General features: G+C 74.4%; 15 protein-coding genes. 11 read left to right on the forward strand and 4 right to left on the reverse strand.

Annotation, left to right across the window (positions count from 1 at the left end; all coding sequences use genetic code 11):
* The first annotated feature begins 270 nt into the window (after window positions 1-270).
* Window positions 271-591 (forward strand): WhiB family transcriptional regulator, encoded by a 321-nt coding sequence (locus ABZ809_RS14180; protein WP_357562883.1) that lies wholly within the window; start codon window positions 271-273, stop codon window positions 589-591.
* A gap of 6 nt (window positions 592-597) precedes the next feature.
* Here the strand turns inward: ABZ809_RS14180 and ABZ809_RS14185 are convergent, their stop codons facing one another.
* Genes ABZ809_RS14185 through ABZ809_RS14195 form a run of 3 tightly spaced genes read right to left on the reverse strand, consistent with a single transcriptional unit; the run spans window position 598 to window position 3,515 of the window.
* A complete protein-coding gene (locus tag ABZ809_RS14185; RefSeq protein WP_357562884.1) occupies window positions 598-1,749 on the reverse strand; it encodes an ArsA-related P-loop ATPase in 1,152 nt (383 codons plus the stop codon).
* Window positions 1,750-1,803: 54 nt separating this feature from the next.
* Complete coding sequence (locus ABZ809_RS14190; protein WP_357562885.1) at window positions 1,804-2,781, reverse strand: ArsA-related P-loop ATPase; 978 nt, start codon at window positions 2,779-2,781, stop codon at window positions 1,804-1,806.
* Between the two features lie 26 nt (window positions 2,782-2,807).
* A complete protein-coding gene (locus ABZ809_RS14195; RefSeq protein WP_357562886.1) occupies window positions 2,808-3,515 on the reverse strand; it encodes a hypothetical protein in 708 nt (235 codons plus the stop codon).
* Between the two features lie 310 nt (window positions 3,516-3,825).
* On the opposite strand from ABZ809_RS14195, the gene ABZ809_RS14200 reads away from it, so the two are divergent.
* From ABZ809_RS14200 to ABZ809_RS14240, 9 genes are all read left to right on the forward strand, one after another.
* A complete protein-coding gene (locus tag ABZ809_RS14200; RefSeq protein WP_357563033.1) occupies window positions 3,826-4,314 on the forward strand; it encodes a hypothetical protein in 489 nt (162 codons plus the stop codon).
* Window positions 4,315-4,360: 46 nt separating this feature from the next.
* Entirely contained in the window at window positions 4,361-4,516 is a 156-nt protein-coding gene (locus ABZ809_RS14205) for a DUF4177 domain-containing protein (RefSeq protein WP_013736319.1), read from the forward strand.
* Window positions 4,517-4,580: 64 nt separating this feature from the next.
* Window positions 4,581-5,042, forward strand: a complete 462-nt coding sequence (locus ABZ809_RS14210; RefSeq protein WP_357562887.1) for a RidA family protein — start codon at window positions 4,581-4,583, stop codon at window positions 5,040-5,042.
* 115 nt (window positions 5,043-5,157) lie between these two features.
* Complete coding sequence (locus ABZ809_RS14215; RefSeq protein WP_357562888.1) at window positions 5,158-5,985, forward strand: MBL fold metallo-hydrolase; 828 nt, start codon at window positions 5,158-5,160, stop codon at window positions 5,983-5,985.
* Window positions 5,982-9,566, forward strand: coding sequence for an adenylate/guanylate cyclase domain-containing protein (locus tag ABZ809_RS14220; RefSeq protein ID WP_357562889.1), 3,585 nt, complete (start codon window positions 5,982-5,984; stop codon window positions 9,564-9,566). The genes ABZ809_RS14215 and ABZ809_RS14220 overlap by 4 nt, the downstream gene beginning before the upstream one ends.
* 54 nt (window positions 9,567-9,620) lie before the next feature.
* A complete protein-coding gene (locus tag ABZ809_RS14225; RefSeq protein ID WP_357562890.1) occupies window positions 9,621-10,196 on the forward strand; it encodes an RNA polymerase sigma factor in 576 nt (191 codons plus the stop codon).
* Window positions 10,193-11,275, forward strand: a complete 1,083-nt coding sequence (locus ABZ809_RS14230) for a hypothetical protein (protein WP_357562891.1) — start codon at window positions 10,193-10,195, stop codon at window positions 11,273-11,275. Before ABZ809_RS14225 ends, ABZ809_RS14230 begins: the two co-directional genes overlap by 4 nt.
* 199 nt (window positions 11,276-11,474) lie before the next feature.
* The gene (locus ABZ809_RS14235; RefSeq protein ID WP_357562892.1) at window positions 11,475-11,945 is read left to right on the forward strand and encodes a hypothetical protein; all 471 of its coding nucleotides are present in this window, start codon (window positions 11,475-11,477) and stop codon (window positions 11,943-11,945) included.
* A gap of 31 nt (window positions 11,946-11,976) precedes the next feature.
* A complete protein-coding gene (locus ABZ809_RS14240) occupies window positions 11,977-13,488 on the forward strand; it encodes a serine/threonine-protein kinase (protein WP_357562893.1) in 1,512 nt (503 codons plus the stop codon).
* Here the strand turns inward: ABZ809_RS14240 and ABZ809_RS14245 are convergent.
* Window positions 13,465-13,812, reverse strand: coding sequence for a hypothetical protein (locus ABZ809_RS14245; protein ID WP_357562894.1), 348 nt, complete (start codon window positions 13,810-13,812; stop codon window positions 13,465-13,467). The two genes, ABZ809_RS14240 and ABZ809_RS14245, sit on opposite strands and share 24 nt — an antisense overlap.
* A gap of 94 nt (window positions 13,813-13,906) precedes the next feature.
* Between ABZ809_RS14245 and ABZ809_RS14250 the strand changes: the two genes are divergently transcribed.
* Window positions 13,907-14,413, forward strand: coding sequence for a hypothetical protein (locus ABZ809_RS14250; protein WP_357562895.1), 507 nt, complete (start codon window positions 13,907-13,909; stop codon window positions 14,411-14,413).
* Window positions 14,414-14,462 lie beyond the last annotated feature (49 nt).

The following is a 14,462-nucleotide window of genomic DNA, read 5'->3' on the forward strand; positions in this document are numbered from 1 at the left end:
GAGTCTTCCTCCTCGCAGAGGGGGCTCGCAGCGTTTTCACGGACTCCGGCGGGGTAACCGGCGGTCGCGAAGCCCGGGAAGCCGGGAGTGTCCGGAATGATGGATTTCGCCGACAACGTTGCGTAATCAGGCGACTACAGAGCATGATGGGGGCGGCGACAGCGCCACATGTCGTCCGTGCCGCCTTGGGGAAGGCAGGCCGGGCGACCGGGGGGATGCCGGCTGGTCCGCGACGGGGTCGGTAGGTACTGCAAGGGGGGACGTGTACAGATGGGCATGATCACTGACTGGCCGTCGCTGGCGGCGTGTCAGAACGGGGACCCGGACGCGTTGTTCGTACAGGGCGCCGAACAGAACGTGGCGAAGCGGATCTGCCGGAGCTGCCCAGTTCGGTACGAGTGCCTGGCCGACGCGCTGGACAACCGAATCGAGTTCGGCGTGTGGGGCGGCATGACCGAACGCGAACGCCGCGCGCTGCTGCGCCGTCACCCTCAGGTGGCGAGCTGGCGCAAGATGTTCGAGGCCGCGATGAAGAAGAACGCCAAGGAGAAGGCCGGCAAGGACAAGATCCTCGTCAGCACCTCCGGCTGAGCACCGTCACGGCCGGCTGATCGCCGCGCCGATCGTCCGCAGCCCGTCGACGTCGTGCACGTCGGCGGGCTGCGCCGTCACCGACACCGCCGGCACCGCCGGGAACGCCTCGGTGAACCGGGCCGCCACCTGCTGTTCGCGTACCGCCTGCTGGGCCAGGGCGGCGTGGGCCCGCAGCACGTCGACGGTGCCCTCGTGCCCACCGAGGCCGGCCAGCCGCTCCGCGGCGGCCAGGCTCTCCGCCGCGTCGAGCCCGGGCACCGCCGGACGGTGCACCCGGTTGAGCACCAGGCCCGCCAACGGCATCTGCTCCGCGCGCAGCCGGCCCGCGAAATACGCGGCCTCCCGGACCGCGTCCGGCTCCGGCGCCGCGACCAGCAGGAACGCCGTCTCCCGCGCCTGGAGGATGCGGTACGTCTGCTCGGCGCGCTGCCGGAAGCCGCCGAACATCGAATCCAGCGCGGCGACGAAGCCGGAGAGGTCGGTCAGCAACTGGGCCCCGAGCACCTTCTGCACGACCTTGGAGAACATCCCGAACGAGGCGGTGACCAGGCTGAACATGCTCCGCCCGCCGGTGCGTGCCGGGGCCAGCAGCAGCCGCAGCATCCGCCCGTCGAGGAAGCGGGACAGCCGGGCCGGAGCGTCCAGGAAGTCCAGGGCCGAGCGGGACGGCGGGGTGTCCACCACGATCAGGTCCCACTCGCCCCGGGCGTGCAACTGGCCGAGCTTCTCCATCGCCATGTATTCCTGCGTGCCGGCGAAGGTCGAGCTCATGGCCTGGTAGAAGGGGTTCGCGAAGATCTCCGCCGCCTTCGCCGGATCCGTGTGCTGGAGCACCACGTCGTCGAAGGTGCGCTTCATGTCGAGCATCATGGCGTGCAACTCGCCACCGCTGGCCTCGACGTCGATGCCCTTGACCTGGCGGGGGGTGTTGTCCAGCTCGGTCAGCCCGAGCGACTGGGCCAACCGGCGGGCCGGGTCGATGGTGAGCACCACCGTCCGCCGGCCGTGCCGCTCCGCCGCCCGCAGCGCGAGCGCGGCGGCCGTGGTCGTCTTTCCCACCCCGCCCGCACCGCAGCACACCACGATCCGGACGCCCGGATCGGCGAGGATCTGGTCGACGTCCAGCTGTGGCGCCGCGTCTTCGGAAGGCACCAATGGAGCGTATCGGGCCGGGTCGGCCTGCGTCCCCGCGCCGGCATCAGGTGTGAGTCAATCCGCCGCGACGAGGGCGGCGGCAAGCCGGTCCAGGCCGGCCCGATCCACCCCGCCGGGCAGCAGCGGCAGCTCGACCAGCGGTGTGCCCAGCTCCACCAGGTCGGCCCGCAGCGTCTCCTCCAGCTCGCGGCGGATGGCCTGGTCGCGGGCCTCCGTGGCCAGCCCGGCGACGGTGTCCCGGTCGGCCGGCAGCCCGGCGGCCCGCAGACCCTGTTCCAGCTCGGCCGCGGCCACCACCCGGCCGGCGGGCAACGGGGGGCGGGCGCCGTTGACGATCACACGCCCCACCGGGAAGCCGAGCTGGGTCAACTCGGCGATCGCGTCCACCGTCTCCTGGACCGGCATCTCCTCGAGCAGGGTCACGACGTGCACGGCGGTGATCGGGGAGCGCAGCAGCGCGGCGACGCCCTCGCTCTGGGTCTTGATCGGGCCCACCTTGGCCAGCCGGGCCGTCTCGGCGGTGACGTTGAGAAACCGGCCGATCCGCCCGGTGGGCGGCGCGTCCAACACGACCGCGTCGTACGCGCGCCGCTGGCCGTTGGTGCGGGTGGTCGCCTCCTTCACCTTGCCGGTGAGCAGGACGTCCCGCAGGCCCGGTGCGATGGTGGTGGCGAAGTCGATCGCCCCGAGCTTGCGCAGCGCCCGGCCGGCCGCGCCGAGCTTGTAGAACATGTCCAGGTACTCCAGCAGGGCCTCCTCGGCGTCCACCGCCAGGGCCCGCACCTCACCGCCGTCGGGCGCGTCGGTCAGGTGCCGCTCCTCGTACGGCAGGGGATCGGTCCCGAAGAGCTGGGCGATGCCCTGCCGCCCCTCGACCTCCACCAGGAGGGTGCGCCGGCCGCCGGCGGCCAGGGCCAGGGCCAGCGCCGCCGCGACGCTGGTCTTTCCGGTGCCGCCCTTGCCCGTCACGACGTGGAGGCGGGCGGGCCACCTCGTAGCGGCCGGGTCGGCCGGCGACTCTGCTGCTCGCACCCGTCGAGCCTATCCAGCCGGCGGCGTCAGGCGACCTCGCAGACCCACCAACCCGTCTTCTTCACCACGGTGAACCGCAGGTCCTGGTCGGCGACCTTCTCGTCGGCGGTGGTCATGGTCACCTTGGTGGTGACCGTGGCGCGGTCACCGGTCTGGTCGTCGACCTTCGGGCTGGTCCACCGGAACCGGGGGTTCTGGTACGTCGAGACCTGCTTCTCGACCTCCGCCACCTTGGCGGCGATCTTCTTCTCGTCCCGCGACGAGGCACAGACCAGGCCGGCCGCCCTGCCCGCGTCGCGGTCCCGGTAGACGGCGCCGAGGAACTCGTCCACCGCGACCGCCGGCTCCTTGGCGCCCTCGCCGCTCTCGGCGTCGCGCAGCGCCAGGAACGTCACGACGCCGCCGCCCGCGCAGAGCAGCAGGAGCACGGCCAGGACGATGGCGGCGATCAGTACGCCGCGCTTCTTCTTCGGCGCGGCGGGCGGCGGAAACGGCGACTGCCCGGCCGGGAACGACGGGTCCTGGGCGGCCGGCTGGTACGGGTACCCGGCCGGGGGCGGCGGGACCGACGGATCGGGGGCTCCCACCGGCCCCGCCGGGCCGGCGGTGGCACCGGGGGCGGTGAGGGCGTCGGGAGCTGTCGGGGGGCCGGGTGTGGCCGGGGCGTCGGGGACGGCCGGGGTGGCCGGCTGGTCGGGCGACGGTCCGGCGGCGCCGCTGGGTGGTTGGGTCATCTCGTCCCCCGGGGTGCGACGTCGTCGCCCAGCGGCGACGAGCGTGATCGAGCTGGCGGCGAAGCGGCGAGCGCCCGTCCGACGGGAAGGGTAACGGTCAGCCTTCGACTCCGGGGGGCGGCGGGCGCCGTCGGGTTGCTTACCCGGCCTGTGTCGCATATGTGACTTTGCGTGACCGGATGTGCGCGTCCTGTTGGCTAGACCGCCGCTCCGGCCCTACGTTCTTCTGCGGTGCGGGGGACGGGCCGGGCGGAGGGGGCCAGGTCCGCAAGGCGATGACGTGATCAGGTACGACGTCCGGAGGCAGCGCATGCGCGACGTGGACAACATCCCCCGAGCACAGTTCCCAACGAGCGACCGGGCGCGGCGGACCGGATCCGGCCCCGTGGGCGGGGCCGAGGGGCCCGGCGGCGGCCTGCCGATGAACGAGCGGTCGTACCGGCGGCTGGCCGAGCCCGTCAACGTGGTGCGCGCGGCCGGCCGTTCCGGCCCCGGCGGCCGGGACGAGGACGAGCCCGGATACGTCATCCACCTGCCGATCCGGGTCACCGACCTGAAGGTGGCCACCGCGCTGGCCGGTACGGTCGCCACCTCGCTGGGCTTCCTGCGCGAACTGGACGCGGGCGAGACCACGGTCTCCAGTACCGACGACCAGAACAACCGGCACCGGGTCTTCTGCGACCTGCTGCTGCCGGACCGGTCCCGCTGCCCCCAGCCGTACGAGCACGGCGGGCCCTGCGGGGAGGCGCCGACCCCTCCGGAGCAGCGTCCCGCGCCCCGGCCGTCCGCCGGACCGTAGGCTGTGCGTCGAAGAGTCGAACTCCGTCCGAGGGAGCCCTCCACCGATGCAGAAGTGGGAATACGCCACGGTCCCGCTGCTGGTCCACGCGACCAAGCAGATCCTCGACAACTGGGGTGAGGACGGGTGGGAACTCGTCTCCGTGGTCCCCGGCCCCAACCCGGAGCAGCTCGTCGCCTACCTGAAGCGGCCGAAGGCATGAGCGAGCGAATCATCCTGACCGGCGCGTCGGCGCATGACGCCGCCGGGCGCAGCGAGGTGGCGGCATGAGCAACGGTCCCCACGCGAAGCTCGCCGAGCTCGGGCACACGCTGCCCGAGGTGGTCCCGCCGGTGGCCAGCTACGTGCCGGCCGTCCAGTCGGGGCAGCACGTCTACGTCTCCGGGCAGCTGCCGATGGTCGAGGGGAAGCTGCTCGCCACCGGCAAGGTCGGCGCCGGCGTCTCCGCCGACCAGGCAAAGGACCTGGCCCAGCGGTGCGCCCTCAACGCGCTGGCCGCGATCGACTCGCTGGTCGGCCTGGAGAACGTCGTCAAGGTCGTCAAGCTGACCGGCTTCGTGGCCTCCGCGCCCGGGTTCACCGCCCAGCCCGGCGTGATCAACGGTGCCTCCGACCTGTTCGGCGCGGTCTTCGGTGAGGCCGGCCGTCACGCGCGCAGCGCCGTGGGCGTGGCCGAGCTGCCCCTGGACGCCCCCGTCGAGGTCGAGGTCATCGTCGAGGTCTCGTAGCCCCCGCCCGCGATCTTGCACTTCCCGCCCGGTCAAAAGCCGTGAACGGGGACGTATTCGGGGCCAGAAGTGCAAGATCGCGGGGAGTGGCGGGCGGGGTCGTACGATCGCAGCCATGACCGGCCACTTCACCGCGCCGGCGGCGGCGCTCGCCGGCGAGTTGCCGGACTGGGTGACGCTGCTGCGGGCCCCCAACCCGGGGCCGATGACGCTCGACGGCACCAACACCTGGGTGCTGCGCGCCCCTGGCCAGCAGCACGCGATCGTCGTCGATCCGGGCCCGGCCGACGAGGGGCACCTGGCGGCGATCGCCGCGGCGGGCCCGGTCGGCCTCGTGTTGATCACCCACGGACACCCCGACCACACCGAGGGCTCGCCCCGCCTGCACGAGCTGCTCGGCGGGGTGCCCGTACGCGCCGCCGACCCGGCGCACACCCTCGCCGGGAAGCCGCTGACCGTGCCCGGGGAACACCTCGGCGACCACGGCCTGGACGTCCGGCTCGTCCCGACCCCCGGGCACACCGGCGACTCCGTCTGCTTCGTGGCCGAGCACGGTGCCGAGCGGGTCGTCCTCACCGGCGACACCATCCTGGGCCGGGGCACCACCGTCGTCGCCCATCCGGACGGGCACCTCGGGGACTACCTGACCAGCCTGGAACTGCTCTCGACGTACCAGGGGATCCCGGCGCTGCCGGGGCACGGCCCGGCGCTGGCCGACTGCGGCGTCGCGGCCGACTTCTACCTGGCCCACCGCCGGGCCCGGCTCGACCAGGTCCGGGCGGCGGTCGCCGGGGGCGCCACCACCGCCGCCGAGGTGGTCGCGACGGTCTACGCCGACGTCGACCGGTCGCTGTGGTGGGCCGCGGAGTGGTCGGTCCGGGCCCAGCTGGAGTACCTCGGAGGGGAATCCGGCGGAGGTGCCGCGAGGTTGGAGCAAGCGTGACCTGCCCGGTGTGCGGAACCGTAGCCGTGCCGGGCGCGCGGTTCTGCCACAACTGCGGTGCCGCGCTGCCGGCCGCCGCGACGCTGCCCGCGGCCGAGCGTCGCGTGGTGACCGTGCTCTTCGGCGACCTGTCCGACTTCACCTCCTGGTCGGAGGACCTCGACCCGGAACGGGTCGGTGCGGTCACCGACCGGGTGCTCGCCGCCCTGGCCGGCGCGGTGAAGACGTTCGGGGGGCACGTCGACAAGCTCACCGGCGACGGGATCATGGCGGTCTTCGGCGCGCCCGTGGCACACGAGGACGACGCCGAGCGGGCGGTCCGCGCGGCGCTGTCGATGCAACGGGCGGTCCGCCGGGTGCTCGACGACGAGCGCGGCGGCGGTGCGCCGCTCGGCCTGCGGGTCGGGCTCAACACCGGCGACGTGATCGCCGGCATCCAGGCCGCGATCGAGTACACGGTCATCGGCGACACCGTCAACACCGCCGCCCGGCTGGCCGACGCCGCCGCCGTCGGCGCCGTCTACGCCGGGGCCCGCACGTCGGCCGCCACCCGGCACGTCGCGTCCTGGCGCGCGCTGCGACCGCTGCGGCTCAAGGGCAAGCGCGAGCCCGTCGAGGCGTACGAGCTGCTCGGCCTCCTGGACGCGCCGGGCACCCGCTCCGGTCTCGGCGACGAGGCCCCCTTCGTGGGCCGGGAGACCGAGATCGGCCGGGTCGCCGGCCGGCTGGCCGAGGTGATCGACCGCGCGGAGCCCCGGGTGCTGCTGATGACCGCCGAGGCCGGGATCGGCAAGTCCCGGTTCGCCGCCGAGGTGGAACGCCTCGCCGCCGGCTACGACGTGGGTGCCGGCCGGTACGCCGCGCACACCGGCGCCCGGGTGCTGTCGGTGCGCTGCGCCGCGTTCGGCGAGCGCCGCCGGCTCGCACCCCTGGCCGACCTCGTCCGGGCGGCGGTCGGCCTGCCCAACGACGCCGCCACCGCGCTCACCCGGCCGGCCGTCGAGGAACGCCTGCGCCGGCTCGGCCAGCGACTCAGCCGGTCGGGCGAGCCGGCGCCGGTCGCCACCGACCAACTGCTGGCCCTGCTCGGGTACGCCGAACTGCCCGGCGGCCCCGCCGACCAGGGCGAGTGGGGCACCGCCCAGCAACCCGCCGACGCCGACGCCGTGCCGAACGCGGTCGCGGACCTGCTCACCGGCCTCGCCGGGGAGGCGCCCCTGGTGATCGTCGTCGACGACCTGCACGACGCCACCGCCGAGACCATCCAGGCGCTCGGGGTCACCCTGTCCCGGCTCACCGGCCCGGTGCTGGTGCTGCTGCTCGGCCGGCCCGAGCTGGTGCGTACCGCCGGGGCGCTGACCCGGGTCGCGGACGCCGAGGTGCACGCGTTGCCGCCGCTGCGCGGAGCCGATGCGGCCCGGCTGCTCACCAGCTACCTCAGCGGCGGCCGGCTGCCGCAGGCCGACGCCGACCGGCTGCTCGCCACCGCCCAGGGCAACCCGTTCTACCTGGCCGAGCTGGTCACCCTGCTGATGGAGCGGGGCGCGCTGACCGCCCTCGCCGAGCGGAACGCCCCGAGCCCGGGCGGCTGGCGCCTGGTGCCCGGCTCGCTCGGCAGCCGGCTGCTCTCCCGCGACCTCGCCGCCGTGCTCGCCGCGCGCATCGACGCGCTGCCGGCGGAGGCCCGCTCGGTGCTGCGGGACGCGGCGGTGGTCGGCGACACCGTGCCGGACGGCGCGCTGGAGGCGCTGCGCGAGCAACGGGCCGGCCGGGACGGCCGCCCCGCGGCGGTGGTCGCCGTCGAGCTGGAGCGGGCCGTCGAGGAGCTGCTGCAACGCCGCATGCTGCACCGCACCCGCACCGGGTACGCCTTCGCCACCCCGCTGATGCGGGAGGCCGCGTACGCCGGGGTGAGCAAGGCCGAGCTGGCCGAGCGGCACGCGGCGCTGGCCCGGTGGGCCGCGGCCGGCCCGACGGCGGGAGGCGGGGCGCCGGGCGGGTTCGCCGAGGCCGCCCGGGACGTCTTCGTGGCCCAGCACGTGGAGCGGGCCGCCGTGCTGGCCGACGCGGTCGGGCTGCGGCCGGACGCCCCGGCGCGGGCCGTCGTGCCGCTGGGCGTCGCCGCGCTCGGCGGGGCCGCCCGCCGGTCGCTGCACGCGGGTGAGCCCGCGCTGGCGGTGGAGTACGCCGAACGCGCCGCCGACCTGGCCCGCGACGGCGTGCCGGCGGCCGACCGGGTGGTGCACGCCCGGGCGCTGCTCCAGGTCGGCCGTCCCGCCGACGCGCTCGCCTTCGCCGAGAAGATCGCCGTCAACGCCGGCGACGAGTCGGCCGTCCGGACCAGCGCGCTGCTGCTCGCCGGGCAGGCCCACCAGACCATGGGCGACCAGGCGCGGGCGGTGGCCTGCTGGCAGGAGGCGTTGCAGGTGGCCACGGCGGGCGGGCTGCCGACGCTGCGCGCCTCGGCGATGCGCCGCCTCGGCATGGCCGACTTCATCGCCGGGCGGCTGGGGCAGGCCAGCAGCCGGCTCGCCGCGTCGTACCAGGTCAGCCTCCAGGCGCAGGATCGCCGGGGGCAGGCGTGGTCGTTGCAGAACCTGGCGTGGGTGACCACGACCAGGGGCGACTTCGCCGGCACCGATGCCGTGCTCGGCCGGGCCGCCCGGCTCTTCGCCGAGCTGAAGGACCCGTACGGGCGGGCGTGGCTGCGCGGCACCACCGCGTTCGCCCGGCTGCTGGCCGGCCGGCTGCGGGAGGCGACCCGGATGGCGCAGGTCTTCCTGCCGTTCGGCGAGCGGGTCGGCGAGGCGTGGGCGGTGGGCACGTTGCGGGCGGTCGAGGCGTTCGCCACGGCCGAGTTGGGCGAGCTGGGCGAGGCGGACCGGGGCGCCCGCCGGGCGTACCGGGAGTTCGCCGCCGCCTCGGACGACTGGGGGCGCGGGTTCGCGCTGGTCGTCCGGGGAGTCGTCGCACGCGGGCTGGGCGAGCCGGAGCACGCCGCCGACCTGCTCACCGACGCGCTGTCCTACGCCGACCGGACGTCCCACCCGCTGCTCACCGGGATGGCCGGCACGCTGCGCGGGTTCGTGGCGCTGGACCTGGGCGACTGCGAGACCGCCGAGCGGGACGCCCGGTCGGTGCTGACCGCCGTCGAGCCGCACAACCCGCAGGCGCCCGCCCAGGTGGGGCCCCGGGTGCTGCTGGCCACCGCCCGGCTGGCCGCCGGCGACTCCGCGACCGCCGTCGGGTTGCTCGCCCCGGTGGCCACCACCGCCGCCACCGTGCCTTCGCTGCTCTTCTCGCGCCGCCAGACCATGGCCCGGTACGCGTCCGCGCTGCTCGCCCACGGGCAGTGTGAGCAGGCGCTGGACTGGGCCCGGCGGGCCGTCGCCGCCCCGGCGGAGGACGTGCGCAGTCAGGTGGTCGCCGCGTCCGTGCTCGCCGAGGCGCTCGCCGGCTGCGGCCGGCCCGCCGAGGCGCTGGCCAGCGCCGAGGAGGCGGTCCGCCTGGCGTACGCGACCGAGCAACGCAGCGAACGCGCCTCCGCCGACGCGCTGCGCGCCCGCCTCGCCGCTTCCTGACGTCCGGACCTTCCTGGCCGGGCCCGTCACGATTCGTGCCCGGCCGGACATGGGATGAACGTGAGCTCCGGGACCGAGTACCACGAGGACCGCTTTCGACGCTTCTACGCCGGCAACTTCGACTCGCTGCTGGCGTACGCCCTGCGGCGGGTCGAGCACCCCGAGGACGCGGCCGACATCGTCGCGGAGGCCTTCCTCGTCGCCTGGCGCCGCAGACACGACCTGCCGGCCGATGCCGAAGCCCGGCTGTGGCTGTATGGCGTCGCCCGACGGGTGCTCGCCAACCACCAGCGCGGCGGTACGCGTCGGCAGCGGCTCGGCGAGCGGCTACGACAACAGATCACGGCCGCCGTCGCCGCCGACCCCGGCACCGAGGTTCCTGAGCGGCTCGCCGTCCAGGCCGCGTTGGCCCGGCTGGACGAGATGGACCGGGAGGTGTTGATGCTGACCGTCTGGGAGGGGCTGGAGCCCCGCGAGGCGGCGTCGGTCCTCCGGGTGAGCCCGGCCACGTTCCGTACCCGCCTGTCGCGCGCGCGGGCGAGGCTGCGCGGCCTCGTCGGTGACGACCTCGGCCCACCCGGACATGTACTCGATGCCCTGACCGCACCCGCCCCGAAGGAGGGCAGATGACCGAGGAGCATCTCGACCGGATGGTCCGGGACGCCGACCCCTACCGCCTCGATGCCATCGGGCACCTCGACGGGGCGAAGCAGGCCCTGCTGGAGGAGATCATGTCCGACCCGGTCCTCGAACGCGTCGTCGAAGCACCGAAACCGCGCCGTCGGGTGGGTCGCGGCATGGCCCGCCGCCTCGCCGGCGCGGCGACCGCGGCTGCGGTCCTCACCATCGTCCTCGCCGTGGCCACGATGCCCCGCGCCCGTGTGGACGATCCTGGGGCCGCACCCACGGGGACCGCCGGTGCGAGTGCCCCCGTCGTCTACTCCCCGGTGGCTCTGAAGGCCGCCGAGGGTAACCCGCGGCTGCTGATCGACGAGTCCGGGTGGAGGGTGGTCACCGTCTACGGGTTCGCGCAGCAGCAGGGCACCATCCGGTTCGACAACCGTGGGCGGCAGTTGGAGATGAACTGGTACCCGGCTGCCCACTACGACGGTTTCCGCGCCGACCGGCTCCGCCTCAACGTCTCGAAACGAGTCGAGGTCGACGGCTGGCCGGGTGAGCTCTTTTTCCAAGGTTTGAGCGACTTCGGGGTCCTGCTCCGCCCCCGCGACGGTGTCTTCGTCGAACTCCGTAGCTCAGGCGACTGGGGCCGCGGCGAGTTCGACCGGACCCTCGGCCACATCGTCCGCGTCGACGTGCGCACCTGGCTGGCCGCGCTGCCGGCGGAGATCGTCACGCCGGAGCGGGTGGCCGAGGAGGCGGTTAAGGTGCTGGCCGACGTGCCGCTTCCGCCGGACTTCGACGTCGCCGCGCTGGTGATCGTCGGCCCCAACGACCCCTACCAGTTCGGTGCCCAGGTGACCTCCCGCATCGGCTGTGCCTGGATCGCCGAATGGCTACGCGCGAAGCGGGCCGGTGACGAGGCCGCACTCCGGCGAGCCGGCGACGCGTTGCGGAGCAGCCACACGTGGCGGGTGCTGCACCAGATGAACGACCAGGGTGACTGGCCGGAGACGTTCTGGGAGATCGCCGACAAGGTCGCCGCTGGACAGTTGCCGGCCGGTTACGCCCAGGGGCTGGGATGCGTCTAGCCGTTCAGTGACCATGGGCGTGGCTGGCGGCGCGAGGCGGGCGGGGTCCGGAGAGGGGTGCGGTGTCGGACCCCGCACCGGAACCCCAGGAGAGGTCTGGCGGTTCTGGGGATGCGGTGTGTCAGGGGCGGCCGATAGCGTGTCAGGTCCGAGGGTGGGTCCACCGTGCCGCACCCGTGCCGGGTCTGGGAGGGCCGTGATGAGGTTGCCGCGTTCGGCCGCCGGGTGGACGATCGCGGTCTTCGGCGTGCTGGCCCTGCTCATGGGCGCGGTCGGGCTGGTCTGGCCGGAGGCGCTGCTGGGCATGCTCGGCTTCGAGACGCCGGCGAGCCGCGCGGCCGGTGACCACACCGGCACCTTCCTGATGGCGTCCTCGATGGCCTCGTTCAACATGGGGGTCTACTACCTGCTCGCCACCGCCACCGAGTGGCGCGCGTTCTTCCGTTTCACTGTGGTGTTCCGGCTGGTCACCTTCACCGTGTTCAGCATCGCGGTGCTGGCCGACATCGCGCCCGCCGGCTTCTTCGGGGTGGCTGCCTGGGAGGGCGTGGGCGCGGTGGCGACGGCCGTGGGGCTGTGGTGGGACGACCGCCGCGCGGGTCCGAAGGCGGAGGGCGGCGGGAGCGTTCTCACCGCCGGTGCCGCCCCGGCCGCTGACGTGGTTCGCTGAGCCACCGGTCCGGTTGGGTATTTTCAGAGCTGTGACCGCGACCCCGCCCGGCGCCCTGCCGTTGCCCATCGTGCCCGGTCTGACCGATCTGCGGGTATTCGCCCGTGGCGGTTACGCGACGATCTACAAGGCGACCCAGATATCCGTGGGGCGCGAGGTCGCGGTCAAGGTGGAGAATCGCACCCTCGACAGCGAGCGTGACCAGGCCCGCTTCCTGCGTGAGGCGCGGGCCGCCGGGCGGATGTCGTCCCACCCGCACGTGGTCGACCTCTTCGACGTCGGGGTCACGGTCGACCAGCACCCCTACCTGATCATGGAACTCTGTGACGGCTCGTACGCCGAGCGGATGCGGACCTCGCCGCTCGGCCCGGCCGAGGCGCGTGACCTCGGGGTCAAGATCGCCGATGCGATCGCCCACTCGCACGCCGCCGGGGTGCTGCACCGCGACGTCAAGCCCGCCAACATCCTCTACTCGCACTTCAACCCGGCGGTGCTGGCCGACTTCGGGCTGGCCGTGGTCGCCGAGCTGCGTGACGCCTCGGTCGCCCTGGAGGTGCTCACCCCGGCCTACGCGCCGCCGGAGATGTTCAACCACAGCCCGCCGTCGCCAGCCGTCGACGTCTACGCCCTCTGCGCCACCCTCTACGCGGTCATGCACGGCCGCCCCCCGCGCTGGCAGTCCGAGCGCAACCCCAGCCTGATCACCGTGCTGGAGATGTTCCACCAGCCGATCCCCGGCCTGCCCGGCGTGCCGGACGAGATGATCGACGTGCTCCGGGCGGGGATGTCCAACGACCCGGGGGAGCGCCCGTCGGCCATCGAACTGGGCAACCTGCTGGCCGCCCTGCCGCTCGATCCGCCCGGCGTCTCGGGGAGCGGCCTGGGCGTGCCGGGGCCCCCGGTCAGTGGCGGTCCCGCCCCCGCCGGCCCGTACACCGGCGACCGCACCGCCCGCCCCGCGCCGCGACCGCCGGTGGAGGACCTGCACCCCACGGTGGCCACCACGCCCGGCCAGCGCCGGCGGCGGCGCTGGTTCCTCGGTGGCGCCGGGATGGTCGCGCTGGCCGCCTCGGCGGGCGCCGGCGCCTGGCTGGCCGGCGTGGCGTCGGCCCCGCTCCCGGCGCCGACGGCCGACGTGGTGGCGACGAGCGCGGTGCTGCCCGCCTGTGCCCTGACGACCGGGTTGCCCGCCGGCGCGGGCTGCGCCGACGAGTTGGAGTGCTTCGGGCCGATGGAGGTGCGTGGCACGCGCGCCAGGGCGGCCCGGGTGCCCTGCGACGGCCAGCACACCTGGGAGAGCTACGCCCAGGGCAGGCTCCCCGACACCCTGGTCGGCGCCGCCCACGACAAGGTCAGCGCGGCCGGGGCGGTGCGCAGGGTCTGCAACGAGACCACCTTCCGGCTCACCAGCGGGATCAACCAGCCCGACGGCTGGAACCTGGAGGTGCTGCCGCCGACCGGCGCCGACGCCGACCGGACGTACCGCTGCCTGGCCGGGCGAGGGCTCGACGGGCTCGCCTCACCCACCCTCACCGGCAGCTGAGCCGCCGCGTCCACGGTGCCGCTCCCGCACGGCGCGGACGGCCTCCCGGTGGTCCAGCATCTCCAGCGTGTCGGCGTCGACGCCGTACAGGCCGGCGGGCGGCTGCCCCGGCAGGGTCGGCGGGACTGCGGGCTCCCCGTCGTCGTCCTGCCGGGCAGCCGCCGCCGACACCGCCGCGATCATCGTCGCCAGGAGGCAGAGCAGCGCCAGGGTCACCCCGAGAAGATCCTGGCGCCCCCGCACGATCAGCGTCACCAGCAGGAAGGCGGCCACCAGCGCCGCGAAGGCCGCCTTCGCCCGCGCGTCAGGCCTCGGAATTCTCACCCGTCCAGGATGTCCACAGCAGGGCTGCTGTCAACCGGGTGCCCGGCACCAGTGCGATGATCTCCATGGAGATCGTCCTGGGAGAGGAGTGCCGGTGAGTCGCGTCCTGCGGATCGTCGCCGCCGTGCTGGTGTCCGGCGCGCTGGCCGCGTGCGGGTCGGACGAGGCACCGGAGGCGGCGATCCCGCCGCCCACCGGGAGCACCGTCACGCCCGGCGTGGAAGCCGCCACGCCCGCCGCGAGCGGCGCCACGCCCGAGGCGTCGTCGGCCGCGCCCGCGTCGCCCGCGTCGGCCGCGCCGTCCGCCGCCGGTGGCGGCGGATACGCCAATCCGGACGAGGCGATCGCCAACCACCTGGCGGCCGTTTCCGGGGTCCGCTACCTCGGGCTGTGCAAGAACGCGAAGCGCGATCCGGAGGCGGTGTGTGCCCTCCGGAAGGCGTTCGTGGGCCGGGACGAGGTCTACGGTCTCGGTGCCCCGCACAGCGAGATCGTCGCCTTCCTGCTGCTGCGCGACGGCACCGACGGCTGGCGGGTGGTGGACGACCACACCCCCGACGGGAAGGTGACGCCGCCCGCCTGGATGGCCACCGTCCGCTGACCCGGTGCCGGACGGAAGGCAGAGCGTCGGTCGGATTGTCGGATATACA

It is taken from the genome of Micromonospora sp. NPDC047074 (assembly GCF_040643815.1).
GTDB lineage: Bacteria > Actinomycetota > Actinomycetes > Mycobacteriales > Micromonosporaceae > Micromonospora.